Source organism: Komagataeibacter diospyri (assembly GCF_043995075.1).
Taxonomy (GTDB): domain Bacteria; phylum Pseudomonadota; class Alphaproteobacteria; order Acetobacterales; family Acetobacteraceae; genus Komagataeibacter; species Komagataeibacter diospyri.
Genome location: NZ_CP171836.1, coordinates 1,492,602 through 1,519,290, shown reverse-complemented (window position 1 = coordinate 1,519,290; position 26,689 = coordinate 1,492,602). Strand labels below are relative to the sequence as shown.

Sequence of the window (26,689 nt, the reverse complement as noted above, 5' to 3'; positions counted from 1 at the left end):
GCTGAATCCCGTCCCCGACGGGACGGAAAAGACGGACAACAACATGGTAGCCAATCCGCCCCCCGCCCAGCGTGAGACGGAAGAAACGGCCAGCGCGCATGATACGATCGCGGTGCTGCCCCTGCGGGATATTGTCGTTTTCCCGCACATGATCGTGCCGCTGTTCGTGGGACGTGAAAAATCCGTGCGCGCGCTGGAAGCCGTAACGCGTAGCGACAAGCAGATCCTGCTGGTCGCGCAGAAGAACGCGGCACAGGACGACCCGACGCCCGACGATATCTATCGCTACGGCACCGTGTCCACCATCCTGCAGTTGCTCAAGCTGCCCGATGGTACGGTAAAGGTGCTGGTCGAAGGTGGCCGTCGCGCCCACATCACCGCCCTGCATGAGATCGATGGCCATTTCGAGGCCGAGATCGAGGATGTGCCGGAACAGGAAACCGACGGCAAGGAAGCCGAGGCCATTGGCCGTACGCTGATCGGCCAGTTCGAGCAGTACATCAAGCTGAACAAGAAGATCGCGCCAGAGGTGCTGGTCTCGCTCAACCAGATTGATGACCTGTCCAAGCTGGCGGATACCATTGCCAGCCATCTGAACCTGAAGATTCCCGAAAAGCAGGAAATCCTTGAAATCCAGGACGTGAACGCGCGTCTGGAGCGGGTTTTCGCGCATATGGAAGCCGAAATCGGCGTGTTGCAGGTGGAAAAGCGCATCCGCAATCGCGTGAAGCGGCAGATGGAAAAAACGCAGCGTGAGTACTACCTGAACGAACAGCTGAAGGCGATTCAGAAGGAACTGGGCGAAGGTGAGGACGGCAAGGACGAAACCGCTGAGCTTGAGGAAAAGATCGCCAAGACCAAGCTGAGCAAGGAAGCCCGCGAGAAGGCGGTGGCCGAGCTGAAGAAGCTGCGGACCATGAGCCCGATGTCCGCCGAATCGACGGTGGTGCGCAACTACCTTGACTGGATCCTTGGTATCCCGTGGAAAAAGCGTTCCAAGGTGCGCCATGATCTGTCGGAGGCCCAGAAGGTCCTCGATACCGACCATTATGGTCTGGAGAAGGTCAAGGAACGCATCATCGAATACCTGGCTGTGCAGAGTCGCGCGCAGAAGCTGAAGGGGCCGATCCTGTGTCTGGTGGGACCGCCGGGTGTGGGCAAGACCTCGCTGGCCAAATCCATCGCCAAGGCGACGGGGCGGCAGTATGTCCGCATGTCGCTGGGCGGCATGCGTGACGAAGCCGAGATCCGTGGCCATCGCCGCACCTATATCGGTTCCATGCCAGGCAAGATCATTCAGGGGATGAAGAAGGCCAAGACCTCGAATCCGCTGTTCCTGCTGGATGAAATCGACAAACTGGGTGCTGACTGGCGCGGTGATCCGTCTTCCGCCCTGCTGGAGGTGCTGGACCCGGAGCAGAATTCGACCTTTGGCGATCACTATCTGGAAGTCGATTATGACCTGTCGGATGTGATGTTCATCACGACGGCCAACAGCCTGAACATGCCCCAGCCCCTGCTGGACCGCATGGAGATCATCCGTCTGTCCGGTTATACGGAAGATGAGAAGGTCGAGATCGCCAAGCGCCACCTGCTGTCCAAGCAGACGGCAGCGAACAACCTGAAGCCCGGCGAATGGTCGGTGTCGGATGATGCACTGCGCGAACTGATCCGTAGCTACACCCGTGAAGCAGGCGTGCGTAACCTTGAACGTGAAATCGCGACCCTTGCACGCAAGGCCGTGACCGAAATCGTGACAGGCAAGGCGAAGACCGTGGAGATTACGGCTGAAAACCTTGAAAAATATGCGGGCGTGAAGCGCTTCCGCCATGGCGAGACCGAGTCGGAAGACATGGTCGGAGTCGTGACCGGGCTGGCATGGACCGAGGTGGGCGGCGAAATCCTGACCATCGAAAGTGTGATGGTGCCCGGCAAGGGCAACATCAAGCTGACCGGCAAGCTGGGCGACGTGATGAAGGAAAGTGTCGCCGCGGCCCTGTCCTATGTCCGCAGCCGCGCCGTGACGTTTGGAATCAGTCCCGACCTGTTTGAAAAGCGTGACCTGCATGTGCACGTGCCCGAAGGGGCCACGCCGAAGGACGGTCCGTCCGCCGGTATCGCCATGGCGACGTCCATCGTCAGCGTGATGACGGGCATCCCGGTGCGCCGCGATGTGGGCATGACGGGTGAAATCACGCTGCGTGGCCGTGTCCTGCCCATTGGCGGGCTTAAGGAAAAGCTGCTGGCTGCCCACCGTGCAGGTCTGACCACCATCTTCATTCCCAAGGATAACGAGAAGGACCTGGTGGATATTCCCGAAGTCGTGACACAGGCCATGACCATCCTGCCGGTCTCGCATGTGGATGAGGTGATCGGGCAGGCGCTGGTACATAAGCCCGAACCGATTGAATGGACGGAGCCTGTGGCATCTGGCACCAAGGAAGACACGGCAACCCCCGCATTGACGCATTAAGGCAGGGGTGCAGGGTCGCAAAATTGTCATGAAGGGGGGGAATGACGGAATTTCTCTGTCATTCCCCGAATTCTGTCGGTTGACGTGAGAAAAAACAGCGGCATAGTGCGTGCAGAAATGCGGCGCGACTTTTGAATGATTGCGTAGGCGCACAGTACAAAGAAAGGCGTAAAATGGAGAAGCCACTTAACAAGCAGGAACTCGTCGCTGCGGTAGCCGAGGAAGCCGATCTGGCCAAGGCAAAGGCTGGCGAAGTGGTTGATGCGGTTTTCGGTGCGATCGAAAAGGCGCTTGCAAGCAAGCAGGAAGTCCGTCTGGTTGGTTTTGGTACGTTCGTGACCGCAACCCGCAAGGCGGCCAAGGGGCGTAACCCCCGTACGGGTGAACCGCTGGACATTCCGGCTTCCACCTCCGTGCGTTTCAAGCCGGGCAAGAACCTGAAGGAAGCCGTCAGCAAGTAAGGCTGGCTACTTTTTCAGGTAAAAAAGAAGGGGCAATCCATTTTTTGGGTTGCCCCTTTTTTTGCAATCGCTTAGTAGGGTCGCGGGCGATTAGCTTAGCGGTAGAGCATCTCGTTTACACCGAGAGGGTCGGCGGTTCGATCCCGTCATCGCCCACCATACTTCCCATGCTTTCATATAAGCAGGGACATACACCACGCGGGTGTAGCTCAGTTGGTTAGAGCGCCGGCCTGTCACGCCGGAGGTCGCGGGTTCGAGCCCCGTCACTCGCGCCATTACGGCACAATCCATTATTGTCCGCACCGCGCCAGATGCAGCCGCACTGGCGTTTTTTTGTGCCCGCAGTCCACACGGAAAAATGAAAACAATATTTCGTGCCATTTAAGTAATGGTCACGCAATATTGACGGAAATGGTCCGGTATATATCCTCACAGTAATGTTCACCAAAGAACACGGTTAAGTAACTGTTCCCATCAGCACGTTGGGTCTAGCATCCCGGAAGCCATACATAAGTCGTTCAAGACATCCGATGGCGGATTAACAGGTTGGGAACACGGAAGATGCATTCCGTTATCGCTGATTATTTGCCCGTACTCATATTCGGGTGCATTGCGGTGGTGATCGCAGGCGCAATGCTGGGCAGTTCACTGCTGTTTGGCCACCAGAAGCCGTATGCCGAGAAAACGTCCGCATATGAATGTGGTTTCGAGGCATTCGACAATGCGCGTCATCGTTTTGACGTGCGGTTCTATCTGGTGGCGATCCTGTTCATCATTTTCGATCTGGAAGTCGCATTCCTGTTCCCGTGGGCGGTCAGCCTGTCGCGGATCGGGTGGTTTGGTTTCGCGTCCATGATGGGTTTCCTGGGCGTTCTGGTGGTCGGCTTCATCTATGAATGGAGCAAGGGCGCGCTGGACTGGGATTGAGCATGACAAGGGGAGGCGCGCCAATGGGTAGCAACGATACATCCGGGCCGGACCGGCCCGCGGACAGTATTGCGTGGAACCGGGAAATGCTGCCGCCGGGGCCGCAGCAGGATGCGGTCATCAAGGGCATTACCGGCGAAATCACCGAAAAGGGCTTTGTGGTCGCAAGTCTGGACAAGCTGGTGAACTGGGGGCGGACCGGCAGCCTGTGGCCCATGTCCTTCGGGCTGGCGTGCTGTGCCGTGGAAATGATCCACGCCTATATGCCGCGTTATGATCTGGACCGCATGGGCATCATCCCGCGCGGGTCACCACGCCAGTCGGACGTGATGATCGTGGCGGGCACGCTGACCAACAAGATGGCCCCGGCACTGCGCCGGGTCTATGACCAGATGGCCGAGCCGCGCTGGGTCATTTCCATGGGGTCGTGCGCCAATGGTGGCGGGTATTACCATTATTCCTATTCGGTGGTGCGCGGCTGCGACCGCATCGTGCCGGTGGATGTGTACGTGCCCGGCTGCCCCCCCACGGCGGAGGCGCTGATCTACGGCATCCTGCAACTGCAGAAGAAAATCCGCAGGACAGGGACGATCCGCCGTGGCTGATCCTGCAAACATTCCCCCCATTACCGTCGCGGCGCCGCGTGTCGTGTCGGGATCGCTGGGCGTAATCGCCTTCCGTCTGTCCACCGCTGTTCCGGGTATTATTTCAGCCGGGATCGAGAAGGGGGAGCTGGTGGTGCGCACCACGCGCCATCGCCTGCTCGACCTTATGACCATGCTGCGTGATGACCCGCGTTATGCCTGCCAGCAGGTGATGGATATCTGCGGCGTGGACTTTCCCGAACGGGCCGAACGGTTCGATGTGGTCTATAATCTGCTGTCGGTTACCCATAACCATCGCATCCGCGTGATCGTGACCACGGATGAAACATCGCCCGTGCCGTCCGTCCATCAGCTCTGGCCCGCTGCTACATGGTGGGAACGCGAATGCTATGACCTGTTCGGCGTACTGTTCACGGACCAGCCGGATCTGCGCCGCATCCTGACCGATTACGGGTTTGAAGGGCATCCGCTGCGCAAGGACTTCCCCCTGACCGGTTATGTCGAGCTGCATTACGACGAGGAACGCCGTCAGGTGGTCTATGGGCCGGTCGATCTGGTGCAGGATTTCCGCAATTTCGATTTTGAGTCCCCATGGGAAGGCATCCTTACCCTACCGGGCGATGAAAAGGCGCATGCCGACCGCCAGGACATGAAACGACAGGGATAGGCGACAGATGAGCGACGTAACCCTTCGTAGTGATACGGATATTCCCGACAGCATGCTGCCGGAGGACAGTGATGGCGAGGTCAAACGCCATGTGGTGGAAATTGATTCCCACGCACTGAACTTCGGGCCCCAGCATCCGTCCGCCCATGGCGTGCTGCGGCTGGTACTGGAAATGGAGGGCGAGGTCGTCGCCCGCGCCATTCCCCATGTCGGGCTGCTGCATCGCGGCACGGAAAAGCTGATTGAGTACAAGACATATCCCAAGGCGCTGCCGTATTTTGACCGCCTCGATTACGTCTCGCCGATGTGTGAGGAACAGGCCTTCGCGCTGGCGGTGGAAAAACTGCTGAATATCGAAGCCCCGGAACGCGCGAGGTGGATCCGGGTCATGTTTGCCGAGATCACGCGCATCCTGAACCATATCCTCAATCTGACCTCCTTCGGGCTGGACTGCGGCGCGCTTACGCCCGCGCTGTGGGGGTATGAGGAACGCGAAAAGCTGATCGAGTTCTATGAGGCCGCGTCCGGTGCGCGTTTTCACGCCAATTACGTCCGCCCCGGTGGTGTCGCGCGCGACCTGCCCGCGGGGCTGGAGGAACGCATTGCCGACTGGGCGCGGACCTTTCCCAAATGGATCGATGATCTGGAATCGCTGCTGACCAGTAACCGCATCTGGAAACAGCGTACGGTGGGTATCGGCGTGTTCACGACCGAACAGGCCCTGGCCTGGGGCTTCAGCGGCCCGTGCCTGCGCGCATCGGGGGTGCCGTGGGACCTGCGCCGCAGCCAGCCCTATGACAATTACGACAAGGTCGAATTCAACGTGCCCGTGGGGCGGCAGGGCGACTGTTATGACCGTTACCTGATCCGTGTCGCGGAAATGCGCGAGAGCGTAAGGATCATCAACCAGTGCCTTGAACAGATCCGTCCTGGCCCGATCAAGGTGCGCGATCACAAGATCACGCCTCCGCCGCGGCGCGAGATGAAGCGGTCGATGGAAGCGCTGATCCATCACTTCAAGCTGTTTACCGAAGGCTATCACGTGCCACCGGGGGCCACTTACACCGTGACCGAAACGCCCAAGGGGGAATTCGGCGTGTATCTGGTGGCCGATGGCAGTAACCGGCCGTATCGCTGCAAGATTCGGCCTACGGGTTTTTCCCATCTCCAGGCAATCGACGAGATGTCGCGCCGGCACATGCTGGCGGATGCCGTGGCCATTATCGGGTCGCTCGACCTGGTGTTTGGCGAGATTGACAGGTGACCGACATGTCCGTCCAGCCCAACGCGCCCGAGGGCGCGGAACCGACCCAGTTCGCATTCGATGCCGAAAGCGAGCAGCAGATTGCGACCATCCTCGCCAAGTATCCGCCTGAACGTAAGGCAAGTGGCGTGCTGCCGCTGCTGTATGTCGTGCAAAAGCAGATGGGGCGCCAGACCGGCAGCGCGTGGATCCCCCGCGTGGCCATGGATGTGGTGGCCGAACGTCTGGAAATGGCTCCGATCCGGGTTTACGAGGTCGCAACCTTCTACCTCATGTTTAACACCAAACCGATTGGCCGGTACCACCTGCAGGTGTGCACCACCACATCGTGCTGGCTGCGTGGTTCGGATGACGTGACGGCGGCATGCAAGGCGGCGACGGGCATCAGGGCGTTTGGTGAGACCAGTGGCGACGGCCTGTTCACCCTGACGGAGGTCGAATGCCTTGGTGCCTGCGCCAATGCCCCGATCCTGCAGGTCGATGATGATTACTACGAAGATCTGGACGGTCCGCGCACCCTTGAACTGATCGAGGCGCTGAAGCGTGGCGAACGGCCCACGCCCGGTCCCACCATAGACCGCCTGAACTCCGCCCCCGCCGGTGGGCGCAAGGTGCTGGTGGAAGACGCGGCGCAAAAGCCGCAGGGGCAGGGGTAAGGAACATGCTGCAGGACAAGGATCGCATCTTCACCAACCTGTATGGCCAGAATGACTGGACGCTGGCTGGCGCGCGCGCACGGGGCGACTGGGACGGCACGGCGGAAATACTGGCGCGCGGGCGCGATGCCATCATTAACGAGATGAAGGCATCCGGCCTGCGTGGGCGCGGTGGCGCGGGTTTTCCCACTGGCGTCAAATGGTCGTTCATGCCCAGGAAGAATGACGGGCGGCCGCATTACCTCGTCATCAATGGCGATGAATCGGAACCCGGCACCTGCAAGGACCGCGAGATCCTGCGCCATGACCCGCACAAGCTGGTGGAAAGCGCGCTGATTGCCTCCTTCGCCATGGGGGCGCACGCGGCCTATATCTACATTCGTGGCGAGTTCCATAACGAGGCCATGCACCTGCAGCACGCCATTGACGAGGCGTATGCGGCGGGACTGATCGGCAGGAATGCCTGCGGGTCGGGCTGGGACTTCGATTTCTACATCCACCGGGGTGCCGGTGCGTACATATGTGGTGAGGAAACCGCCCTGCTGGAAAGCCTGGAGGGCAAGAAGGGGCAGCCGCGCATGAAGCCGCCGTTCCCGGCGGCCATGGGCCTGTATGGCTGCCCCACCACGGTCAACAATGTGGAAAGCATTGCCGTTTCCGCCACCATCCTGCGCCGGGGGGCTGCGTGGTTCTCCGGGTTGGGGCGGCCCAACAACGCGGGCACCAAGCTCATGGCCATATCGGGCCACGTCAACACGCCCTGCGTGTTTGAAGAAGAGCTGGGCGTGCCCATGAAGGACCTGATCGAAAAGCATGGCGGTGGCGTGCGGGGCGGGTGGGACAACCTGCTGGCGGTTATTCCCGGTGGCTGTTCGGTGCCCATGCTGCCGCGCGATGTGTGTGACACCGTACTGATGGATTACGACAGCCTGCGCGCCGAAGGCTCCGGCCTTGGCACCGGCTGCATGATCGTAATGGACAAATCCACCGACATCATCGCGGCCATCGCCCGCTTCTCGAAATTCTTCAAGCATGAAAGCTGCGGCCAGTGTACCCCGTGCCGCGAGGGCACGGGATGGATGATGCGCATCATGGAACGCATGGTCGAAGGCCGCGCCGAAATCGAGGAAATCGACATGCTGGAACAGGTCACCCGGCAGGTGGAAGGGCACACCATCTGCGCGCTGGGCGATGCGGCGGCATGGCCGATACAGGGGCTGATCCGCCGGTTCCGGCCCGTCATGGAAGAACGCATTCATGCCTACAAGGCAGCCCATGGCGGCACGCGGTCCGTGCAGGTGCCTGCAGGCCTGGTTGAAGCTGCGGAGTAGGAACAGTGGTAAAAGTAACCGTTGACGGTATTCCGGTTGAAGTCCCCGCAGGTTCCTCCGCGCTTCAGGCGTGTGAGGCGGCGGGCAAGGAAATCCCGCGTTTCTGTTATCATGAACGCCTGTCAGTCGCGGGCAATTGCCGGATGTGCCTGGTCGAGGTATCGGGCGGGCGCAAGCCGGTGGCCTCATGCGGTTTCCCGATTGGTGACGGGATGCAGATCTTCACCGATACCGAGGTCGTGCGCCGCGCCCGCCGCGCGGTGATGGAATTCCTGCTGATAAACCACCCGCTGGACTGCCCCATCTGTGACCAGGGTGGAGAATGCGACCTGCAGGACCAGGCCTTCGGCTATGGCGCGGATCATTCCCGCTATCGCGAAAACAAGCGCGCGGTGACCGATAAATATCTTGGCCCACTGGTCAAGACGGTCATGACGCGCTGCATCCAGTGTACGCGCTGCATCCGCTTTTCGACCGAAATCGCGGGCGTGCCCGAACTGGGCGGGATTTCACGCGGTGAAAACCTTGAAATCACCAATTATGTTGAAAAGGCCCTGACATCCGAACTGTCGGGAAACCTGATCGACATCTGTCCCGTGGGCGCGCTGACATCGCAGCCGTACGCGTTTACCGCCCGGTCATGGGAACTCAGGCGCACGGATTCCATCGACGTATGTGACGCGGTGGGGACCAATATCGTCATGCATGCACGCGGGGCGGCAGTACTGCGCATCGTGCCGCGCATCAATGACGAGGTGAACGAGGAATGGCTGTCGGACAAGGGACGGTTCGTGGTCGATGGTTTCCGCCGTCGGCGCCTTGACCGGCCATGGGTGCGGGTGGATGGCAGATTGCAGCCCGCAGGCTGGCAGGATGCCTTTGCCACCATCGCGACACGGCTGAAAAGCGTGCCGGGTGAGCGCATCGGCGCGATTGCGGGCGACATGTGTGATGCTGAAAGCATGATGGCGCTGAAGGATCTTATGGGAACACTGGGGTCCAGCAATATCGACTGCCGGCAGGACGGGGCGAAATACGATATGTCGCGCCGTGACTTCTATACCTTCAACAGTGGCATTGCCGGTATCGAGGATGCGGACGCGCTGCTGATCGTAGGCTCCATTCCCCGGCAGGAAGCGCCCGTGCTGAATGCGCGTATCCGCAAGCGTTTCCTTGCGGCCGGGCGGGGTGGTTTTCCCATCGGCATGATTGGCGCGCCCAATGCCGACCCGACCTACACGGCCGAGGTACTGGGTGCTGGGCCGGATACGCTGGCTGAACTGGCAGACGGGAAGCTGGCGTTTGCCGATGTGCTGAAAAACGCGGAAAAGCCCATGGTCATTCTCGGTCATGGCGCACTGACGCGGCCCGACGGACAGGCAATTGCAAAGGCATGCTGGGATCTGGCGGTGCAGGTCGGGGCCATTACGCCTGACTGGCATGGATTCAACGTGCTGCACACGGCCGCCAGCCGCGTTGCCGGGCTGGACCTTGGCCTTGTGCCCGGACCAAAAGGCCGTGACGTGGCGGGCATGCTGGATGGCGGGGTGGACGTGCTGTGGCTGCTGGGTGCGGATGAATTCGCAACCGACCGCATCGGGCCGGAAACCTTTGTCATCTATCAGGGCCATCATGGCGACGCGGGGGCCGCGCGGGCGGACGTGATCCTGCCCGGCACGCTATATGCCGAAAAGCCCGGTACCTACACCAATACCGAAGGGCGGGTGCAGGAAGCATTCCGCGCCATCATGCCGCCCGGTGATGCGCGCGAGGACTGGCGGATATTACGCGCCTTTTCCGAAGTTGTGGGGCGCAAGCTGCCCTACGACACGATCGAGGCCCTGCGCACACGCATGGTGCGGGCCAACCCGGCATTCGGGGCTGCGTGGGCCCGCCATGGCACATCGGACATGACGCCGCCGCAGGCAGGAACGGTCATCATGTCCAGTGATCCGTTCCATCCGGTCATTGCTGATTATTACCTGACCCATGCCATGTGCCGCGCCAGTCCCACCATGGAAACCTGTTCTGGGATTTACGTGCGTCCCGCAATCGCGGCGGAGTAGGCAAGATGGCAGATTTCTTCTTTCACACCACGCTGGGCCAGCTTCTGCTGATCGTGCTGGAAACGCTGGCGGTACTGGTGCCGCTGCTGCTTGGGGTCGCATACCTGACGCTGGCCGAACGTAAGGTGATGGCCGCCATGCAATTGCGCAAGGGGCCGAACGTGAACGGCCCGTTTGGCGTGCTGCAGGCCTTTGCCGACGCGATCAAGATGCTCACGAAGGAGACGGTGATCCCGTCGGGTGCGAACCGGATGCTGTTCCTGTTCGCGCCGTTCCTGACATTTTCGCTGGCGATGGTGGCATGGGCGGTGATCCCTACGGGCAACGGGCTGGCCATCGCCAACATCAATGTGGGCGTGCTGTACCTGCTGGCGATTTCATCGCTGGGTGTTTACGGCATCCTGATCGCGGGGTGGGCGTCCAATTCCAAATATGCCTTTCTTGGTGGCCTGCGGTCGGCCGCACAGATGGTGTCCTACGAAGTGTCCATCGGGCTGGTGATCGTGTCGGTCCTGCTGGCGGTGGGCAGCCTCAACCTGAATGACATCGTGCTGGCGCAGCGCAACGTATGGTTCTGCCTGCCCATGTTCCCGATGTTCATCGTGTTTTTCATCTCGGCACTGGCCGAGACCAACCGCGCGCCATTCGATCTGCCGGAAGGCGAGAGCGAACTGGTGGCGGGCTTCTTCGTCGAATATTCCGCGCTCGCCTTCGGTCTGTTCTTTCTTGGTGAATACGCGAACATGTTCCTCATGTCTGGCATGGTCAGCATCCTGTTCCTGGGTGGATGGCTGCCGCCGCTGGGGATCGCGCCCTTTACATGGATACCGGGGCCGCTGTGGCTGATCGCGAAGATCCTGTTCTGCCTGTTTGTCTTCATCTGGGTGCGCGCGACATTCCCCCGCTATCGCTATGACCAGCTCATGCGGCTGGGCTGGAAAGTGTTCCTGCCGTTCTCGCTGGCGTGGATGGTGCTGAGCGCGGGATTCCTGATGGTAACGGGCCTTCTGCCCGGAGGAGCAGGCTGATGGGTACCTTAAGCAAAGCCGCCCGGTCCATGCTTCTGTCCGAACTGGTGACGGGCATGAGCGTGACACTGAAGGCGTTTTTCAAACCAAAGGCCACGATCAACTACCCTTATGAAAAGGGCGTGCTGTCACCGCGCTTTCGTGGCGAACACGCGCTGCGTCGTTACCCCAACGGGGAAGAACGCTGCATTGCGTGCAAGCTGTGCGAGGCGACGTGTCCGGCGGAAGCCATCACCATCGAGGCCGAACCGCGTGATGACGGTTCCCGCCGGACCACACGCTACGACATTGACATGACCAAGTGCATTTATTGCGGCCTGTGCGAGGAAGCATGTCCGGTCGATGCGATTGTCGAAGGCCCGAATTATGAGTTCGCGACCGAAACCCGCGAAGAACTTATGTACGACAAGGACAAGCTGCTGGCCAATGGCGACCGCTGGGAAAGCGTCCTTGCCCGCAGGCTCGAACTTGATGCCCCGTACCGCTGACATCGCACGGCGGGCGCAGCACCGGCCAGCCCCGTCATGCCAGCAGGAGGAAACATCCATGCTGCAGGAAGCTCACCCATGATGACCCAGATTGTCTTTTACGTTTTTGCGGCGGTTCTGGTCCTGTCCGCCACCATGGTGGTGTGCGCGCGCAACCCCGTGCATTCGGTACTGTTCCTCATCCTTGCATTCTTCAATGCGGCGGGGCTGTTCCTGATTGCGGGGGCCGAATTCCTCGCGATGACGCTGGTGATTGTCTATGTCGGCGCGGTCGCGGTCCTGTTCCTGTTCGTAGTCATGATGCTGGATGTCAATTTCGCGCGGATGCGTGAAGGCGTACAGCGCTACGCGCCCATTGGTGGCGTGGTTGGCGGCGTGCTGCTGGTTGAACTGATCATGGCGTTCACCCGCTGGCGCGTGGCGTCCAATATTGATCAGGTCGGGCACATTGTTCCGTCGTCGCCCACGCGTACCAATACGGCGGCGCTGGGGGACGTGCTTTATACCCACTACATCTTTCTGTTCCAGTCCTGCGCACTGGTGCTGCTGGTGGCCATGATCGGCGCAATCGTACTGACGCTGCGTGACCGGCCGACCGGACGTCGCCAGAACATCGACCGCCAGCATGACCGCACGCCCGCCGACAGCCTGGAAATGCTGCAGGTTCCGCTGGGCGTGGGTGTTGCGGCACAGGGCGGCTTCCTGCGTCCACATACGTCATACGACGTGGCGTCCGTCCCCGGCAGCTATGGCACGCAGGCGTGGCGTGAACAGGAAATGGAAGAAGAAACACAAACCGCGCTGGTGGTCATTACCCCTGCGGCAGGCACGAAAGGACAGGACAATGCATAGCGCGATTGAGGGGATTGGTCTTGGGCCATACCTGAGCATTGGCGCGATCCTGCTGGTTCTGGGCGTGTTCGGCATTTTCGTGAACCGCAAGAACGTCATCATCATTCTGATGTCGATCGAACTGATCCTGCTTTCGGCCAATATCAATTTCGTGGCGTTTTCGGCTGCTACCGGCGACCTGTCGGGGCAGGTGATGACCCTGTTCGTGCTGACCATCGCGGCGGCGGAATCCGCCATCGGGCTGGCCATTGTCACGGTCTATTTCCGTAATCGCGGCTCGATCGAAGTCGATGATATCACGATGATGAAGGGGTAAGGGAAATGCAGACGGCATCCTTCCTTTTTGAAGTGGCGGTGTTCGCGCCCCTTATCGGCTTCCTGGTGGCGGGCTGTTTCGGTCACCTGATGGGTGACGGGGCGGCGCGGCTGACCACGATCGGCCTCATGACCTGTTCGGCGCTGGCGGCCATTGGTGTGCTGGGGTTCGAGATGGGCGATGTGGGCACGTTTGTCGTGCCGGTGGCCGACTGGGTCCATGCCGCGGGTTTCCGTGCCGACTGGCAGCTGCGCATGGACATGCTTTCGGTCAGCGTGGTGGCCATGGTTACCGTTGTTTCCCTGCTGGTGCATGTGTACAGCGTGGGCTACATGGCTCATGAAGCGCGACCGGTGTACCGCTTCTTCTCCTACCTGTCGCTGTTCACGTTCGCCATGCTCATGCTGGTGACGTCGGACAACCTGCTGCAGCTGTTCTTTGGCTGGGAAGGGGTGGGTCTGGCCAGTTACCTGCTGATTGGCTACTGGTACGACCGGCCATCCGCCTGTGCCGCCGCGATCAAGGCGTTTGTGGTCAACCGTGTGGCGGACCTGTTTTTTCTTGTCGGAATTTCGCTGATCTTCATCCGGCTGGGCAGTGTGTCGTATGAGGAAATCTTTGCCGCCATTCCCTACCATGTGAATGACACGTTCGTGCTGTTCGGCACGCATCCGCTGTATGAAGTCATTGCCACGCTGCTGTTCATCGGGGCCATGGGCAAGTCGGCGCAGCTGTTCCTGCACACATGGCTGCCTGATGCGATGGAGGGGCCAACCCCGGTTTCCGCCCTGATCCATGCGGCAACCATGGTCACGGCGGGCATCTTTCTTATGGTGCGCATGTCGCCGCTGGTGGAACTGGCCCCGGTAACGCGCGACCTGATCGTGCTGGTTGGGGGCACCACCAGCTTCTTTGCCGCGACCGTGGGGCTGGTGCAGCCCGACATCAAGCGCACCATTGCCTATTCCACCTGTTCGCAGCTGGGCTACATGTTCGTGGCCGTTGGTGTCGGGGCGTATCAGGCGTCCATGTTTCACCTGACCACGCATGCATTTTTCAAGGCGCTGCTGTTCCTTGGCGCGGGCTGCGTGATCCATGCCGTACATGATGAACAGGACATGTTCCGCATGGGCGGGCTGTGGCGGAAAATCCCTTTCACCTATGCCGCCATGTGGATCGGCAGCCTTGCACTGGCCGGTATCTTCCCCTTTGCCGGTTACTGGTCAAAGGATGCGATCCTGGAGGCCGCATGGATGTCGGACAGCACCATGGGCCATTATGGCTGGGTCATGGGGTGCATCACCGCATTCCTGACTGCGCTGTACAGCTGGCGCCTGATCTTCCTTGTGTTCCATGGCAAGCCGCGTGAGGCGCACCTGCATGACGGCGCGCATGAAAGCCCGGCGTCCATGCTGCTGCCGGTGGGGCTGCTGTCCGTGGGTGCGGTGATTGCGGGTATCGTGCTGGAACCGTTCTATATCGGCAGCCACCAGGCAGCGTTCTGGAACGGGGCGATTGCCGCAATTCCCGGTCATGACGTGATTGAACGTCTTGAACAGACGCCCGGCTTCATAGCACTGGTGCCGACATTCGCCGCCGTATTCGGCATCGTCGTGGCCTATGTCTGCTATGTCGCAAGCCCCGGCATTCCGGCCGCACTCGCGCGCAGCCTGCGTCCGCTTTACCTGTTCCTGCTGAACAAATGGTATTTCGATGAACTGTATGACGTGGTCATCATCCGCCCCTATCGCGCGGTTGCGCGTCTGTTGTGGAAGGGCGTGGATGAAGATGTGGTCGAAGGCATACCCGAAGGGCTGGCCCGCCTGACCGCAGGCAGTGCGGGGCAGGCCGTGCGCATCCAGACCGGGTCGATGGCGGTCTATGCCTTTTCCATGCTGATCGGGCTGGTGGTGCTGCTGACCACCATGCTGTTCTTCCGCTAACCCCAGGCATGTCAGGGCCAATACCAATGAACTGGACACTTGCGCTGCCCGAAATCGTGCTGGCCCTGTCGGGGCTGGTCATCCTGCTTGCCGGGGTGATGCAACGGCGCGGGCAGGCCTTCTTTTCCTGTGCGATGATGACGCTGCTGGCTCTGGTGGTCACGGGCATCCTTGTCGTGTTTTCGCCCGATGGCACCGGGTACAACCACATCTTCATCAATGACGGCTTCGCCCGTTTCATGAAGGTGCTGAGCCTGACAGGGGCCGCCCTTTCAGTCGTGCTGAGCGTAGGGTACGCGCGGGAAATGGAAATCGACAAGTTCGAATTCCCTGTCCTGATCGCGTTTTCCACGCTGGGCACGATGATCATGGCGTCATCGGGAAATCTCATGACGCTGTTTGTCGGGCTGGAACTGTCTTCGCTGTCTATCTACATCCTGTGCGCTTTTGCCCGTGACCGGGTAACGGCGGCGGAAGCGGGGCTGAAGTATTTCGTGCTGGGATCGCTGGCGTCGGGGCTGCTGCTGTATGGCATCTCGCTGGCATACGGTTTTGCCGGAACGATGGAATATGCCGGCCTGCAGCAGGCCGTGCGCGGTAGTGCGGTGCTGCCCGCGGGGCTTATGGTGGGCATCGTGTTCGTGCTGGTGGGACTGTGTTTCAAGCTGTCCATGGTGCCGTTCCATATGTGGACGCCCGATGTGTACCAGGGTGCGCCCACGTCGGTCACCGCCTATATGGCCGGTGCACCCAAGATCGCGGCATTCGCGGTGCTGCTGCGCGTCATGGCCGGTCCCTTTGGCAGCATGACGCCGCAGTGGCAGTTGCTGATTGAAATCGTCTCCGCCGCGTCCATGGTGTTCGGGTCGCTTGCGGCCATTCCGCAGGGCAATATCAAGCGGCTCATGGCGTATTCCTCCATCGGGCACATGGGTTACGCCATGATCGGCATGGCGGCCGGCACGGCAGAGGGCACGCGCGGTACGCTGGTCTATCTGGTGACCTACCTGTTCATGAATGTCGGTGCGTTCGCGGGCATTGTCGCCATGCGCCGCAAGGGGCATGCGGTCAGCCGGATCAGCGACCTGTCCGGTCTGGGCCGCACGGATCCGGGCATGGCACTGGCCATGGCGGTGTTCATGTTCTCCATGGCGGGCGCGCCGCCGCTGGCCGGGTTCTTTGGCAAGCTTATGGTATTCTACGCCGCGATCAACGCGCATCTTTACGGGCTTGCGGCAATCGGTATCATCAGCAGCGTGATCGGGGCGTATTACTATATCCGGATCGTCAAGATCATGTTTTTCGATGCCGCCGCCCCGGCGCTGGACCGCTCGCCTGTTTCCGTGTCGTTCGTATCGGTGGGGATGGGGCTGGTGACCACATTCTTCGTGGTGGGGCTTGGTCCTGTCGCAACAGCGGCACAGGCGGCGGCGAGCGCATTGTTCAGGTAACGCATGACCCAGCCCGCCCGCCGTCCGTCCATTGTCCCGATCCCCCGTGGCGGCGGGGCCGCATGGCGGATGGAGGTGCATGACAGGCTGGGATCAACATCCGACCTGTGCAAGGCCCGGCTTGAGGCGGGCGAAAGGGAGGATGGTGTTGCCATACTCGCGCTGGAACAGACGGCGGGACGTGGCAGCCGGGGGCGCGAATGGAACGATCCCGGTGGCAATCTCGCCCTGTCGGTCATGCTGGTGGGGCAGGGGGCGGACGTGCCGGTGGGGCTATGGCCCTTCATTGCGGGACTTGCACTGTATGACGCCATTACAGGTTACGTGCCCGCCGGTCATACGCTGGAACTGAAATGGCCCAATGACCTGCTGCTGGATGGGGGCAAGATGGCCGGTATCCTGATCGAAACCGGGATCGGGGCCGGGGTGTCGTGGCAGGTGATCGGCATTGGGGCCAACCTGCGCGCCAGACCCGATATCGCAGGCCGCACGCTGTCCTGCCTGGCGGACTGCCGGGCCGATGTGCCAGCGGCACCCGACGTGGCGTACAGGCTTCTGCACCATCTGGACCTGTGGCTGTCGCGTTACCGGGCCCATGGATTTGGCGCCATCCGTGCGGCGTGGCTGGAACGCGGGCACGCGATCGGCACACCCATACGGGTTACGGCAGGAAACCAGCAGTTTACCGGCACGTTTGCAGGGTTGGGGGATGACGGTATCCTGTTGCTGCGCACGTCCGAAGGGGTGCGGCGCGTGGTGACGGGGGAAGTGCTGCTGGCCCCTGCGAACCCAGAATAATCGGCCCCAGCCAAGGAAAGAGATTTAAGTTGGCGGGATTACATGATAATCCCATGCGTGATTTTATGGCGAAAGGTGTCGAGCGCCGTTCCCCCATACCGGGCGGGATGGGCTGCTCCACCCGACGTCACCAGGGCAGGCGGACCGGCGACAGGCTGGCGCCGGACAGGATTTTGGCCCCGACCGGGCTGACAGCAGGGCACGTACAACGGCACGGAACGGGCGTTCCTGTGCCATTTTTCAAACGCATCTGAAACCATGGTAACTGATACAGGATTTATTGATGAATGATATGACAGGCGTTTCATTCCTTCCGTTAGGCGGGACAGGCGAAATCGGCATGAACCTCAACCTGTACCGGCAGGGTGAGGCATGGCTTGCGGTGGATTGTGGCATCGGCTTCAGCGGCAATGACACGCCGGAAGCGGAAATCATCCTGCCAGACCCGGTTTTCATTGCCGAACGCAGGGACAGGCTGACCGGGCTGGTGGTCACCCACGCGCATGAAGACCATCTGGGCGCGATCGCCCATCTGTGGCCGCAGCTTGGCTGCCCGGTCTATGTCACGCCGTTTGCAGCCGCCGTGCTGCGCCGCAAGCTGGGGGAAGCCGGGCTGTTGCAGCAGGTGCCCATTCATGTGGTCGCCCCCGGCAGCGCCTTTACGGTCGGGCCGTTTGACCTGCGCTTCGTCTCGGTCACGCATTCGGTGCCGGAATCGCAGTCGCTGGTGCTGCGCACGCCGCAGGGCATCATTGTCCATACCGGTGACTGGAAGATCGATCCCGATCCGCAGGTGGGGCCGCCGACCGACCTTGAAACCTTTGCTGAACTGGGGCGTGAGGGCGTGCTGGCCATGGTGTGCGACAGCACCAATGTCCGCACCGAAGGCCCGTCTGCATCCGAAGCCGACGTGCGGCGCGAGATGACGCGTCTCATCGCCTCGCTTGAGGGGCGGATCGCGGTGACCTGCTTCGCCAGTAACGTCGCCCGCGTGGAAACGCTGGCCATGGCGGCAAAGGCCGCTGGCCGCCGCGTGGCCGTGGTCGGGCGCAGCCTGCGCAACCTTGAGGTCGCAGCGCGTGAATGCGGTTACCTGTCGGATGTGCCGCATTTCCTGTCGGAACAGGACGCCAATTCCATCCCCGACAACCAGATCCTGCTGATCGTGACCGGCAGCCAGGGCGAACCCCGTTCCGCCCTGTCGCGCATCGCGGCCGACACCCACCCCAACATTGCGCTGGGTGAAGGGGATACGGTCATTTACAGCAGCCGCATGATCCCCGGTAACGAGCAGGCCGTGATTCAGGTGCAGGACAGCCTGACCCGTCGCGGCGTGCATGTGATTACTGACAAGGATCACCTTGTGCACGTATCGGGCCACGCCACGGGTGGTGACGTGCGCAGGCTGTATGACCTTGTGCGCCCGCGTTTCCTGATCCCGGTGCATGGTGAATGGCGTCACCTGACAGCCAATGCCGCCATTGCGCAGGAACTCAATATCGAGCCCGTGCTGCTGGAAGATGGCGATATCCTCGACATCCGCGCCGATGGGGTCGAAATTGGTGATACCGCTCCCACCGGGCGTCTGGTGCTGGATGGCGGACGTATTCTGCCCATGAATGGTGGCGTGCTGTCGGCGCGGCGGCGGATGCTGTTCAACGGCATGGTGCTTGGCAGCTTCGCTGTGGATGACGACGGCTACCTGATCGGCGACCCGAAGGTCAGCGCGCCCGGCCTGCTGGATGCCGAAGACCCCGAAACACAGCGCGTGACCGAAGAATTCGGCAATGCGCTGGACGAAATCCCTGATGAACTGCGTGAAAATGACACCACCTTCCGCGAAGCGGCCAAGACCGCCCTGCGTCGTGCGCTGGGTCGCAAGCTGCAGAAGCGTCCGCTGGTCGATGTGCATCTGCTGCGGGTATAGTTGATGGAAGTTTCTGGTAACCACCTTTTTCAAAAACGGCGGCGTTCTTTGGAAGCTTTTTGAAAAAAGCTTTACCAAAAACTTCTTTAAATGATTATGGCAGGGAACGGACGGACCGTTTCCTGCCATTATTTTTTTGGTACGTTTTCCCTAAACCCGGCGTCTTGTGTGCAACCAGATTTGCCTGCGCAGCTTAGCTCCGGGGCGGGGTTGCCGCCATGCCTCCTCACGTGGATGTTTACGCCCTATCGGGCTTTGGCCATCACGCTTCGGTGTGGCCGGGGGGGATATCACACATATGCCCCATTCCACGGGCGTTGTGATTGGTCTAGGGTCCGCAGCATTATCGGTTCTCATACTTCAAGGTTCATACGGATATGCGTCTGTCCCGCAGTTTTCTGCCGACCCTCAAGGAAAATCCGGCCGAGGCCCAGATCACGTCACACCGGCTCATGCTGCGTGCGGGCATGATTCGCCAGACAGCCGCAGGCATCTATGCCTGGCTGCCGACCGGCCTGCGGGTGCTGCGCCATATCGCGAATATCGTACGCCACGAACAGGATGCCGTGGGCGCGCAGGAACTGCTGATGCCCACCATGCAGTCGGCTGATCTGTGGAAGCGTTCAGGCCGGTATGACGCCTACGGGCCGGAAATGCTGCGCATCCGTGACCGCCATGAACGTGACATGCTGTTCGGGCCGACCAACGAGGAAATGATCACTGACCTGTTCGGACAGGCGGTCAAGTCCTACAAGGAACTGCCGCAGGTCCTGTACCAGATCCAGTGGAAGTTCCGTGACGAGGTGCGTCCCCGCTTCGGCGTGATGCGCGGGCGCGAATTCTACATGAAGGACGCCTACAGTTTCGACCTTGATCATGCATCCGCTGTCGATACCTATCGCCGCATGATGCTGGCCTATCTGCGCACGTTCCAGCGTCTGGGCGTGCGCGCGATCCCGATGCGCGCCGATACCGGGCCAATTGGCGGGGAACTGAGCCACGAATTCCTGATCCTTGCCCCGACAGGGGAAAGTGGCGTGTTCTTTGACAGCGCACTGGAGGACCAGGACTGGCTGGGCGAGAACGTTGACCTCAATGACCGGGCATCGCTTGAAAAGTTCTTTACCGGCATGACGTCGTTCTATGCCGCGACGGATGAGATGCATGACGCGGATGCATGGGCAAAAGTGCCAGCCGAACGCCAGCGTGAGGGCCGTGGCATCGAGGTCGGGCATATCTTCAACTTCGGGCGCAAATATACCCGGTCCATGGATATTGCCGTAAGCGGTCCTGACGGCGCGCCGCTGTATCCGGAAATGGGTTCTTACGGCATTGGCGTGTCGCGCCTTGTCGCCGCGATCATTGAAGCCAGCCATGATGACAACGGCATTATCTGGCCCGCTTCCGTCGCCCCCTTCCGGGCTGCCATCATCAACCTGAAGAATGGCGACGCGCAGTGCGACGCCATTTGTGAAAAGCTGTATGCGGCTGCCCCTGACGACCTGCTGTATGACGACCGCGCCGAACGCGCGGGGGCCAAGTTTGCTGATGCCGACCTGCTGGGTCATCCGTGGCAGCTGATTGTCGGTCCGCGCGGGGCGAAGGATGGTAAGGTGGAAGTGAAGAACCGCCGCACGGGTGAGCGCACCGAGGAAACGGTGGATGCGGCGCTGGCCCTTATCGCGAAAATACGCGCCTGATGTTTGGCCCCTTCGAGCGGATGGTCGCCGGGCGGTACCTGCATGCCCGGCGGGGGGAGCGGTTCGTTTCCGTCATCGCGATCTTCTCGCTTGTGGGGATCGCGCTGGGTGTCGCCACGCTGATTATCGTCATGTCGGTCATGAACGGGTTCAAGGCCGACCTGCTGGGTCGTATCCTCGGCCTGAATGGAGATCTCAGCGTATTTGGCGTGACACGCACCATCAGTGATTATGATGATGTGGCGGCCCGGGTGCGCAGGGTGCCGGGTGTTGTCTCGGCGGCGCCTCTGGTTGAATCGCAGGTGCTGCTCAATTCCGGCAGCTACAATGCGGGCGGACTGGTGCGCGGCATGACGCGGGCCGACCTGCTGGCGCTGCATGAAGTCAGCGACAACCTTGTCGCGGGGTCCGTGGACGACTTTGGCGCGGATGACACCATCATCGTCGGCACCACGCTGGCGGAACGCGCGGGACTGACGATCGGCGGCAGGCTGACGCTGGTTTCCCCGCAGGGGGCGGCGACCGCATTTGGCACCATGCCGCGCGTGCGTGCCTATCGCGTGGTGGCCATATTCGATGCCGGGGTGAATGACTATAATGCCAGCTATGTCTTCCTGCCGCTGCATGCGGCTCAGGTGTATTTCCAGCTACCGGGGCAGGTGACGCAGGTGCAGGTCATGACCCGGGACGCGGAAAATGTCAGCCCCATCCGTCAGGCGATCGAGAAGGTCATGGATGGCAATGTGCGCGTCATGGACTGGACGCAGAGCAACAATGCCTTCTTCGGCGCGGTGCAGGTGGAACAGAACGTGATGTTCCTGATCCTGACGCTGATCATCCTTGTCGCCGCCTTCAACGTGATTTCATCGCTGATCATGATGGTCAAGGACAAGGGCGCGGATATTGCCGTACTGCGCACCCTTGGGGCCACGCGCGGGGCGATCATGCGTATCTTCCTCATGTGCGGGGCGTCAGTGGGGGTGACCGGCACGTTTGTGGGTACCGGGCTGGGCATCGTGTTCTGCCTGAATATCGAACATATCCGCCAGCTTCTGCAGCGCATCACGGGCACCAACCTGTTCAATCCCGAGGTTTATTATCTGGAACATCTGCCCGCCAGGCTGATCTGGTCGCAGGTGATCGAAGTGATCGTGATGGCGCTGGTGCTGTCGCTGCTGGCGACGCTGTATCCGTCATGGCGGGCTGCGAAAACCGACCCGGTGGAGGCCCTGCGCCATGAGTGATGTCCCGAATGCCGCCCCACCGCTACGCATGGATGGTGTCGTGCGCCGTTATGTCAGTGGAGAGGAAACGCTGGATGTGCTGCGCGGCGCGGATCTGACGCTGCACGCCGGTGAGATCGTGGCCCTTGTCGCACCGTCGGGCACGGGTAAGTCCACGCTGCTGCATCTGGCGGGGCTGCTGGAAAAGCCGGATGCGGGCTGTGTCATGGTGGCGGGGCAGGATGCGGGTGCGCTGATGGATGCCCGGCGCACCGAAATCAGGCGCGACCGGATCGGGTTCGTGTACCAGTTCCATCACCTGCTGGCTGAATTCAGCGCGCGTGAAAACGTCATGCTACCGCAGATGATCGCGGGCATTGCGCGCAGGGCCGCACGTGCGCGGGCGGATGAACTGCTGTCCATTTTCGGGCTGGCGCACCGGCTGGATCACCTGCCGGGCAAGCTGTCGGGAGGGGAAAAGCAGCGCGTGGCCATTGCACGCGCACTGGCCAACCGTCCGCATGTCCTGCTGGCTGACGAGCCGACGGGCAACCTGGATGTGAATACGTCTGATGCGGTGTTCGACGCGCTGCTGGAAACCGTGCGGGCCCACGGGGTCGCCGCCCTGATCGCAACCCATAACATGGACCTTGCACGCCGCATGGACCGTATCGTGACCCTTCGTGACGGGCTGGTTGTGCCGGTGGAAAACACGGCGGCCTGATTTCGGTCGCCGCAGGCACCAGCAGGTACCTGTCCTGTTCACAGGATATGGGGCAGCGTACGGCGCGCTCCGATCGCCTCGTACCGTTGTGCAGGAAAATGGATTAAAGCAAAGTTTCATGCGGCGACCTGACCTTCTGCCTGTCAGAAGGTCAGGTACACGCCATCTTCGTCTTCCATGCCATTCTGATCAAGTGACCCGCTTCGCCATTGCGTCTGCATGCGGGATGGGGAGTGCACATTGAAGGTGGAGTGCGGTAGAATGACCGTATGTCCCATGCCGATTTCGTCCACCTGCGTGTCCACTCCGCCTATTCCCTCAGCCAGGGGGCCATCCGCGTGCCTGAACTGGTGGCGCTGGCGCATGACATGCGCATGCCTGCCGTCGCCATTACCGATACGGGCAACATGTTCGGCGCGCTGGAATTCTCGCAATATTGCGGGAAAAAGGGCGTGCAGCCCATTATCGGCTGCCAGGTGGGCCTGCCGTCACGCAGTGACAAGCCCGGCAGCCCGGCGGAACCCGTGGTGCTGCTGGCGCGCAATGCGGAGGGGCTGGCCAATTTGCAGTTCCTGTCCTCGGCGGGGTTCCTGCAACACGAAACGGACGAACCGACCGTTACGCTCGACCTGCTATGCGAACGCGCGGCCGGGCTGTTCCTGCTGACGGGCGGTAGCCGGGGGCCATTGTTCCACATGCTGGCCGAAGGGCAGGAGCGGGAGGCCGCGCGCCTCATGGACCGGCTGCATGAAGCCTATGGCAGCCACATGGCGGTGGAACTGCACCGGCATGGGCAGGCGGCGGAACGTGCTGTGGAACCGGGCATGATCGCCATGGCCGACCGTATGGGCCTGCCGCTGGTGGCCACCAATGAATGCTTCTTTCCCAAGCCGGACATGTATGAGGCGCATGATGCGCTGCTGTGTATCGCACAGGGCCGCACCATGGCCGAACGCGACCGCTGGCGGGTAACGCCCGAACACTGGTTCAAGCCGCCGGAGGTCATGCGCGAACTGTTCGCCGACCTGCCCGAAGCCTGCGACAACACGCTGGATATCGCGCGCTGCTGCGCCATAGCGGTGGAAACGCGCAAGCCCCTGCTGCCGGTCTGCCCCAAGGTGGAAGAAGGCCAGACCGAAGAACAGACCTTGCGGCACATGGCCGTGACCGGCCTGAAAAACCGTCTGTCGCGCATGACTGTCGATGACGAGACCCGGACGAAATACGAGGAACGCCTGGCATTCGAACTCGATATCATCGCCCAGATGGGTTTTCCCGGTTATTTCATGATCGTGGCCGACTTCATCCAGTGGGCCAAGGCGCATGACATACCCGTGGGGCCAGGGCGCGGGTCGGGTGCGGGGTCGCTGGCGGCATGGGCGCTGACCATTACCGATATCGACCCCATTCCCTTCAACCTGCTGTTCGAACGGTTTCTGAACCCCGAACGTGTGTCGATGCCTGACTTCGATATCGATTTCTGTCAGGACCGGCGTGATGAGGTCATTCGCTACGTCCGTAACGAATACGGCCCCGACCGCGTGGCCCAGATCATCACGTTTGGTAAATTGCAGGCGCGTGCGGCGGTACGTGACGTGGGGCGCGTACTGGGCCTGCCATTCGGCATGGTCAACCGCGTGGCTGAACTGATCCCCAATAACCCGGCCCAGCCGGTCACCCTGAAACAGGCGATCGAGGGGGAGCCGCGGCTGCAGGAAATGCGTGACGAGGACGAGGCCATCCGCCGGCTGATGGAAATCGGCCAGCAACTGGAGGGCCTGTTCCGCCATGCCAGTACCCATGCTGCCGGTGTTGTGATTGGCGACCGCGAACTGGTGGAACTGGTGCCGCTGTACCGTGACCCCAAGAGTGATATGCTGGTCACGCAGTACAACATGAAATTCGTGGAGCAGGCGGGGCTGGTCAAATTCGACTTCCTTGGCCTGACCACGCTGACCATCCTGCAACGTGCGGTGCAGTTCCTGCACGGCATGGGGGTCGAGGTCGATCTGTCGGCCCTGCCACTGGATGACGAACTGACCTACGACATGCTGGCGCGCGGCGATACCGGCGGCGTATTCCAGTTCGAAGGCGCTGGCATGCGCGACGTGCTCAAGCAGATGCGCCCGACCCGGCTGGAAGACCTGATTGCCGCCGTGGCGCTGTACCGTCCCGGTCCCATGGCCAACATTCCCGATTACTGCAGGCGCAAGCATGGTGAGCCGTGGGAGCCGCCGCACGAGGAAATCCGCGATATCCTGGAAGAGACCTACGGTATCATGGTCTATCAGGAACAGGTCATGCAGATTGCCCAGAAAATGGCGGGCTACAGCCTGGGCGGGGCCGACCTGCTGCGGCGCGCCATGGGCAAGAAGATCCGCGCGGAAATGGACCGCCAGCGCGTGATCTTTACCGAAGGGGCGATGAAGCGCGGGATCGAGCGCGAAAAGGCTGCCGAGGTGTTCGACCTCATGGCCAAGTTCGCCGATTACGGGTTCAACAAATCCCATGCCGCCGCCTACGCGCTGGTATCGTACCAGACGGCGTGGATGAAGGCGAACCATCCCGTCGCCTTCATTGCGGCCTGCATGTCGCTTGCGCGTGAAAAGACCGACAAGCTGGCGGGCCTGCGACAGGAAGCCGACCGGCTGGGCATTCCCATCCTGCCGCCTGACATCAATGCCTCTGGCCCCGATTTTACGGTGGAAAAACTGCCCGATGGCAAAGGCTATGGCATCCGCTACGCGCTGGCCGCGGTAAAAAAGGTCGGTCTGAGCGCCATGCAGTCGCTGGTGGCGGTGCGCGGTGACAGGCCCTTTACCGACCTTGAGGATCTGGCAGCCCGTCTTGACCCTAAACAGGTCAACAAGATGCAGTTGGAAAACCTTGCCCGCGCGGGGGCATTTGACACCATCCTGCCAAACCGCGCACAGGCCTGCGGGGGGGCTGAAACCGTGATGCGGCGCGCGCAGGCCAATGCGCAGGAAGCCGCCAGCGGCCAGATCGGGCTGTTCGGCGGCAGTGCCAGCACGCCGGCGCAGCGTGAACCGCTGCGCCTGCCACGCTGCGCCGACTGGCCTGAATTCGAACGGCTGAACATGGAAGCCGACGCCATCGGTTTCCACCTGACCGGGCATCCGCTGGATTCCTACGGCCCGCTCATGCGCAGGCTGGGGGCGGTCAGGGCCACGGGGCTGGAGGCGGCAGCGCAGGCGGGTATCGGTCGCGTCAAGATCGCGGGCTGTGTGGTGGACCGCAAGGAGCGCCCCACGCGCACGGGTAACAAGATGGCGTGGGTGCGCCTGTCCGATGCGTCGGGTGGGTGTGAGATTACCTTCTTTTCAGAAGTGCTGTCACGGTCGCGTGAAATCCTTGTGGCGGGCAATGCGGTGGTGGTTACGGCGGACCTGAAGCTGGAAGGCGAGGCGCTGCGTATCACGGCATCCGACGTGATGGAGCTGGAGCAGGCTGCGGCGGAGGCCGCGGCGGAACTGCGCATCTGGTTCGACCGGGCGGACGCGCTGGAACCGATCCGTGACGTGTTGCAGGACAATGGCAACGGGCGGGGCCGGGTGATCCTGCTGCCATCGGTTGCGGAAACGCGCGATGTGGAACTGACGCTGGCCGAGCGTTACCGCGTAACCCCCCGCGTGGCGCAGATGATCAAGGCCATTGAAGGGGTGGGCAGGGTCGAGCAGTTCTGAACCCCGGCCCGGCGGGCAGGGCGTGCCATGAACCTTGCATGTGCCGGGCCGGGGTGCCATACGCAACCCCTGTCAGTTTTTTTCA

21 protein-coding genes and 2 tRNA genes are annotated in these 26,689 nt (G+C 61.3%); all 23 read left to right on the top strand.

Features of this window, described 5'->3' with window-relative positions:
• The first annotated feature begins 43 nt into the window (after window positions 1–43).
• The 23 genes from lon to dnaE all read left to right on the top strand — a co-directional run bounded on the left by lon (window position 44) and on the right by dnaE (window position 26,604).
• Window positions 44–2,473 carry an endopeptidase La gene (gene lon, locus ACE2AA_RS07205; protein ID WP_264371842.1) on the top strand — a complete coding sequence of 810 codons (2,430 nt, stop codon included), beginning with the start codon at window positions 44–46 and terminating at the stop codon, window positions 2,471–2,473.
• A gap of 173 nt (window positions 2,474–2,646) precedes the next feature.
• Window positions 2,647–2,934 (top strand): HU family DNA-binding protein, encoded by a 288-nt coding sequence (locus ACE2AA_RS07200; protein WP_007399823.1) that lies wholly within the window; start codon window positions 2,647–2,649, stop codon window positions 2,932–2,934.
• Between the two features lie 84 nt (window positions 2,935–3,018).
• A tRNA-Val gene (locus ACE2AA_RS07195) sits at window positions 3,019–3,093 on the top strand.
• Window positions 3,094–3,132: 39 nt separating this feature from the next.
• Window positions 3,133–3,209 (top strand) — tRNA-Asp (locus ACE2AA_RS07190).
• Window positions 3,210–3,495: 286 nt separating this feature from the next.
• A complete protein-coding gene (locus tag ACE2AA_RS07185) occupies window positions 3,496–3,861 on the top strand; it encodes an NADH-quinone oxidoreductase subunit A (RefSeq protein WP_010506373.1) in 366 nt (121 codons plus the stop codon).
• A gap of 23 nt (window positions 3,862–3,884) precedes the next feature.
• Window positions 3,885–4,466 (top strand): NADH-quinone oxidoreductase subunit B family protein, encoded by a 582-nt coding sequence (locus ACE2AA_RS07180; protein ID WP_141260759.1) that lies wholly within the window; start codon window positions 3,885–3,887, stop codon window positions 4,464–4,466.
• Window positions 4,459–5,133 (top strand): NADH-quinone oxidoreductase subunit C, encoded by a 675-nt coding sequence (locus tag ACE2AA_RS07175; protein ID WP_141300502.1) that lies wholly within the window; start codon window positions 4,459–4,461, stop codon window positions 5,131–5,133. The genes ACE2AA_RS07180 and ACE2AA_RS07175 overlap by 8 nt, the downstream gene beginning before the upstream one ends.
• Before the next feature lie 7 nt (window positions 5,134–5,140).
• Window positions 5,141–6,397 (top strand): NADH-quinone oxidoreductase subunit D, encoded by a 1,257-nt coding sequence (locus ACE2AA_RS07170; RefSeq protein ID WP_141300500.1) that lies wholly within the window; start codon window positions 5,141–5,143, stop codon window positions 6,395–6,397.
• 5 nt (window positions 6,398–6,402) lie between these two features.
• Entirely contained in the window at window positions 6,403–7,053 is a 651-nt protein-coding gene (locus tag ACE2AA_RS07165; RefSeq protein ID WP_395371915.1) for a complex I 24 kDa subunit family protein, read from the top strand.
• Between the two features lie 5 nt (window positions 7,054–7,058).
• Complete coding sequence (nuoF, locus tag ACE2AA_RS07160) at window positions 7,059–8,384, top strand: NADH-quinone oxidoreductase subunit NuoF (RefSeq protein ID WP_141260518.1); 1,326 nt, start codon at window positions 7,059–7,061, stop codon at window positions 8,382–8,384.
• Between the two features lie 5 nt (window positions 8,385–8,389).
• Complete coding sequence (nuoG, locus tag ACE2AA_RS07155) at window positions 8,390–10,450, top strand: NADH-quinone oxidoreductase subunit NuoG (protein WP_395371913.1); 2,061 nt, start codon at window positions 8,390–8,392, stop codon at window positions 10,448–10,450.
• Between the two features lie 5 nt (window positions 10,451–10,455).
• Window positions 10,456–11,478, top strand: a complete 1,023-nt coding sequence (nuoH, locus tag ACE2AA_RS07150) for an NADH-quinone oxidoreductase subunit NuoH (RefSeq protein ID WP_141260516.1) — start codon at window positions 10,456–10,458, stop codon at window positions 11,476–11,478.
• A complete protein-coding gene (nuoI, locus tag ACE2AA_RS07145; protein WP_141260515.1) occupies window positions 11,478–11,966 on the top strand; it encodes an NADH-quinone oxidoreductase subunit NuoI in 489 nt (162 codons plus the stop codon). The genes nuoH and nuoI overlap by 1 nt, the downstream gene beginning before the upstream one ends.
• A 78-nt stretch (window positions 11,967–12,044) precedes the next feature.
• Window positions 12,045–12,818 carry an NADH-quinone oxidoreductase subunit J gene (locus ACE2AA_RS07140; protein ID WP_141260514.1) on the top strand — a complete coding sequence of 258 codons (774 nt, stop codon included), beginning with the start codon at window positions 12,045–12,047 and terminating at the stop codon, window positions 12,816–12,818.
• On the top strand, window positions 12,811–13,134 hold the full coding sequence (gene nuoK, locus ACE2AA_RS07135; protein WP_038508161.1) for an NADH-quinone oxidoreductase subunit NuoK: 324 nt from the start codon (window positions 12,811–12,813) through the stop codon (window positions 13,132–13,134). The genes ACE2AA_RS07140 and nuoK overlap by 8 nt, the downstream gene beginning before the upstream one ends.
• Window positions 13,135–13,139: 5 nt before the next feature.
• On the top strand, window positions 13,140–15,077 hold the full coding sequence (nuoL, locus tag ACE2AA_RS07130) for an NADH-quinone oxidoreductase subunit L (protein ID WP_395371910.1): 1,938 nt from the start codon (window positions 13,140–13,142) through the stop codon (window positions 15,075–15,077).
• 26 nt (window positions 15,078–15,103) lie between these two features.
• Window positions 15,104–16,528, top strand: coding sequence for an NADH-quinone oxidoreductase subunit NuoN (gene nuoN / locus ACE2AA_RS07125; protein WP_141260512.1), 1,425 nt, complete (start codon window positions 15,104–15,106; stop codon window positions 16,526–16,528).
• 3 nt (window positions 16,529–16,531) lie between these two features.
• Window positions 16,532–17,326: a biotin--[acetyl-CoA-carboxylase] ligase gene (locus ACE2AA_RS07120; protein WP_141300491.1), complete on the top strand. Its 795-nt coding sequence runs from the start codon at window positions 16,532–16,534 to the stop codon at window positions 17,324–17,326.
• Window positions 17,327–17,609: 283 nt separating this feature from the next.
• Window positions 17,610–19,253, top strand: a complete 1,644-nt coding sequence (locus ACE2AA_RS07115) for a ribonuclease J (RefSeq protein ID WP_395371908.1) — start codon at window positions 17,610–17,612, stop codon at window positions 19,251–19,253.
• Between the two features lie 377 nt (window positions 19,254–19,630).
• Complete coding sequence (gene proS, locus ACE2AA_RS07110) at window positions 19,631–20,953, top strand: proline--tRNA ligase (RefSeq protein ID WP_141260509.1); 1,323 nt, start codon at window positions 19,631–19,633, stop codon at window positions 20,951–20,953.
• Window positions 20,953–22,197: a lipoprotein-releasing ABC transporter permease subunit gene (locus ACE2AA_RS07105; protein ID WP_141300490.1), complete on the top strand. Its 1,245-nt coding sequence runs from the start codon at window positions 20,953–20,955 to the stop codon at window positions 22,195–22,197. The genes proS and ACE2AA_RS07105 overlap by 1 nt, the downstream gene beginning before the upstream one ends.
• Window positions 22,190–22,900 carry an ABC transporter ATP-binding protein gene (locus ACE2AA_RS07100; protein WP_395371904.1) on the top strand — a complete coding sequence of 237 codons (711 nt, stop codon included), beginning with the start codon at window positions 22,190–22,192 and terminating at the stop codon, window positions 22,898–22,900. Before ACE2AA_RS07105 ends, ACE2AA_RS07100 begins: the two co-directional genes overlap by 8 nt.
• Window positions 22,901–23,169: 269 nt before the next feature.
• Window positions 23,170–26,604: a DNA polymerase III subunit alpha gene (gene dnaE / locus ACE2AA_RS07095; RefSeq protein WP_395371903.1), complete on the top strand. Its 3,435-nt coding sequence runs from the start codon at window positions 23,170–23,172 to the stop codon at window positions 26,602–26,604.
• Window positions 26,605–26,689 lie beyond the last annotated feature (85 nt).

What these genes read in the sequence shown, in the direction of transcription:
- lon (WP_264371842.1), top strand. Translation starts at nt 44, where the DNA reads ATGGTAGCCAATCCGCCCCCCGCCCAGCGTGAGACGGAAGAAACGGCC.
- ACE2AA_RS07200 (WP_007399823.1), top strand. Translation starts at nt 2,647, where the DNA reads ATGGAGAAGCCACTTAACAAGCAGGAACTCGTCGCTGCGGTAGCCGAG.
- ACE2AA_RS07185 (WP_010506373.1), top strand. Translation starts at nt 3,496, where the DNA reads ATGCATTCCGTTATCGCTGATTATTTGCCCGTACTCATATTCGGGTGC.
- ACE2AA_RS07180 (WP_141260759.1), top strand. Translation starts at nt 3,885, where the DNA reads ATGGGTAGCAACGATACATCCGGGCCGGACCGGCCCGCGGACAGTATT.
- ACE2AA_RS07170 (WP_141300500.1), top strand. Translation starts at nt 5,141, where the DNA reads ATGAGCGACGTAACCCTTCGTAGTGATACGGATATTCCCGACAGCATG.
- ACE2AA_RS07165 (WP_395371915.1), top strand. Translation starts at nt 6,403, where the DNA reads ATGTCCGTCCAGCCCAACGCGCCCGAGGGCGCGGAACCGACCCAGTTC.
- nuoF (WP_141260518.1), top strand. Translation starts at nt 7,059, where the DNA reads ATGCTGCAGGACAAGGATCGCATCTTCACCAACCTGTATGGCCAGAAT.
- nuoH (WP_141260516.1), top strand. Translation starts at nt 10,456, where the DNA reads ATGGCAGATTTCTTCTTTCACACCACGCTGGGCCAGCTTCTGCTGATC.
- nuoI (WP_141260515.1), top strand. Translation starts at nt 11,478, where the DNA reads ATGGGTACCTTAAGCAAAGCCGCCCGGTCCATGCTTCTGTCCGAACTG.
- ACE2AA_RS07140 (WP_141260514.1), top strand. Translation starts at nt 12,045, where the DNA reads ATGATGACCCAGATTGTCTTTTACGTTTTTGCGGCGGTTCTGGTCCTG.
- nuoK (WP_038508161.1), top strand. Translation starts at nt 12,811, where the DNA reads ATGCATAGCGCGATTGAGGGGATTGGTCTTGGGCCATACCTGAGCATT.
- nuoL (WP_395371910.1), top strand. Translation starts at nt 13,140, where the DNA reads ATGCAGACGGCATCCTTCCTTTTTGAAGTGGCGGTGTTCGCGCCCCTT.
- nuoN (WP_141260512.1), top strand. Translation starts at nt 15,104, where the DNA reads ATGAACTGGACACTTGCGCTGCCCGAAATCGTGCTGGCCCTGTCGGGG.
- ACE2AA_RS07120 (WP_141300491.1), top strand. Translation starts at nt 16,532, where the DNA reads ATGACCCAGCCCGCCCGCCGTCCGTCCATTGTCCCGATCCCCCGTGGC.
- ACE2AA_RS07115 (WP_395371908.1), top strand. Translation starts at nt 17,610, where the DNA reads ATGAATGATATGACAGGCGTTTCATTCCTTCCGTTAGGCGGGACAGGC.
- proS (WP_141260509.1), top strand. Translation starts at nt 19,631, where the DNA reads ATGCGTCTGTCCCGCAGTTTTCTGCCGACCCTCAAGGAAAATCCGGCC.
- ACE2AA_RS07105 (WP_141300490.1), top strand. Translation starts at nt 20,953, where the DNA reads ATGTTTGGCCCCTTCGAGCGGATGGTCGCCGGGCGGTACCTGCATGCC.
- ACE2AA_RS07100 (WP_395371904.1), top strand. Translation starts at nt 22,190, where the DNA reads ATGAGTGATGTCCCGAATGCCGCCCCACCGCTACGCATGGATGGTGTC.
- dnaE (WP_395371903.1), top strand. Translation starts at nt 23,170, where the DNA reads ATGTCCCATGCCGATTTCGTCCACCTGCGTGTCCACTCCGCCTATTCC.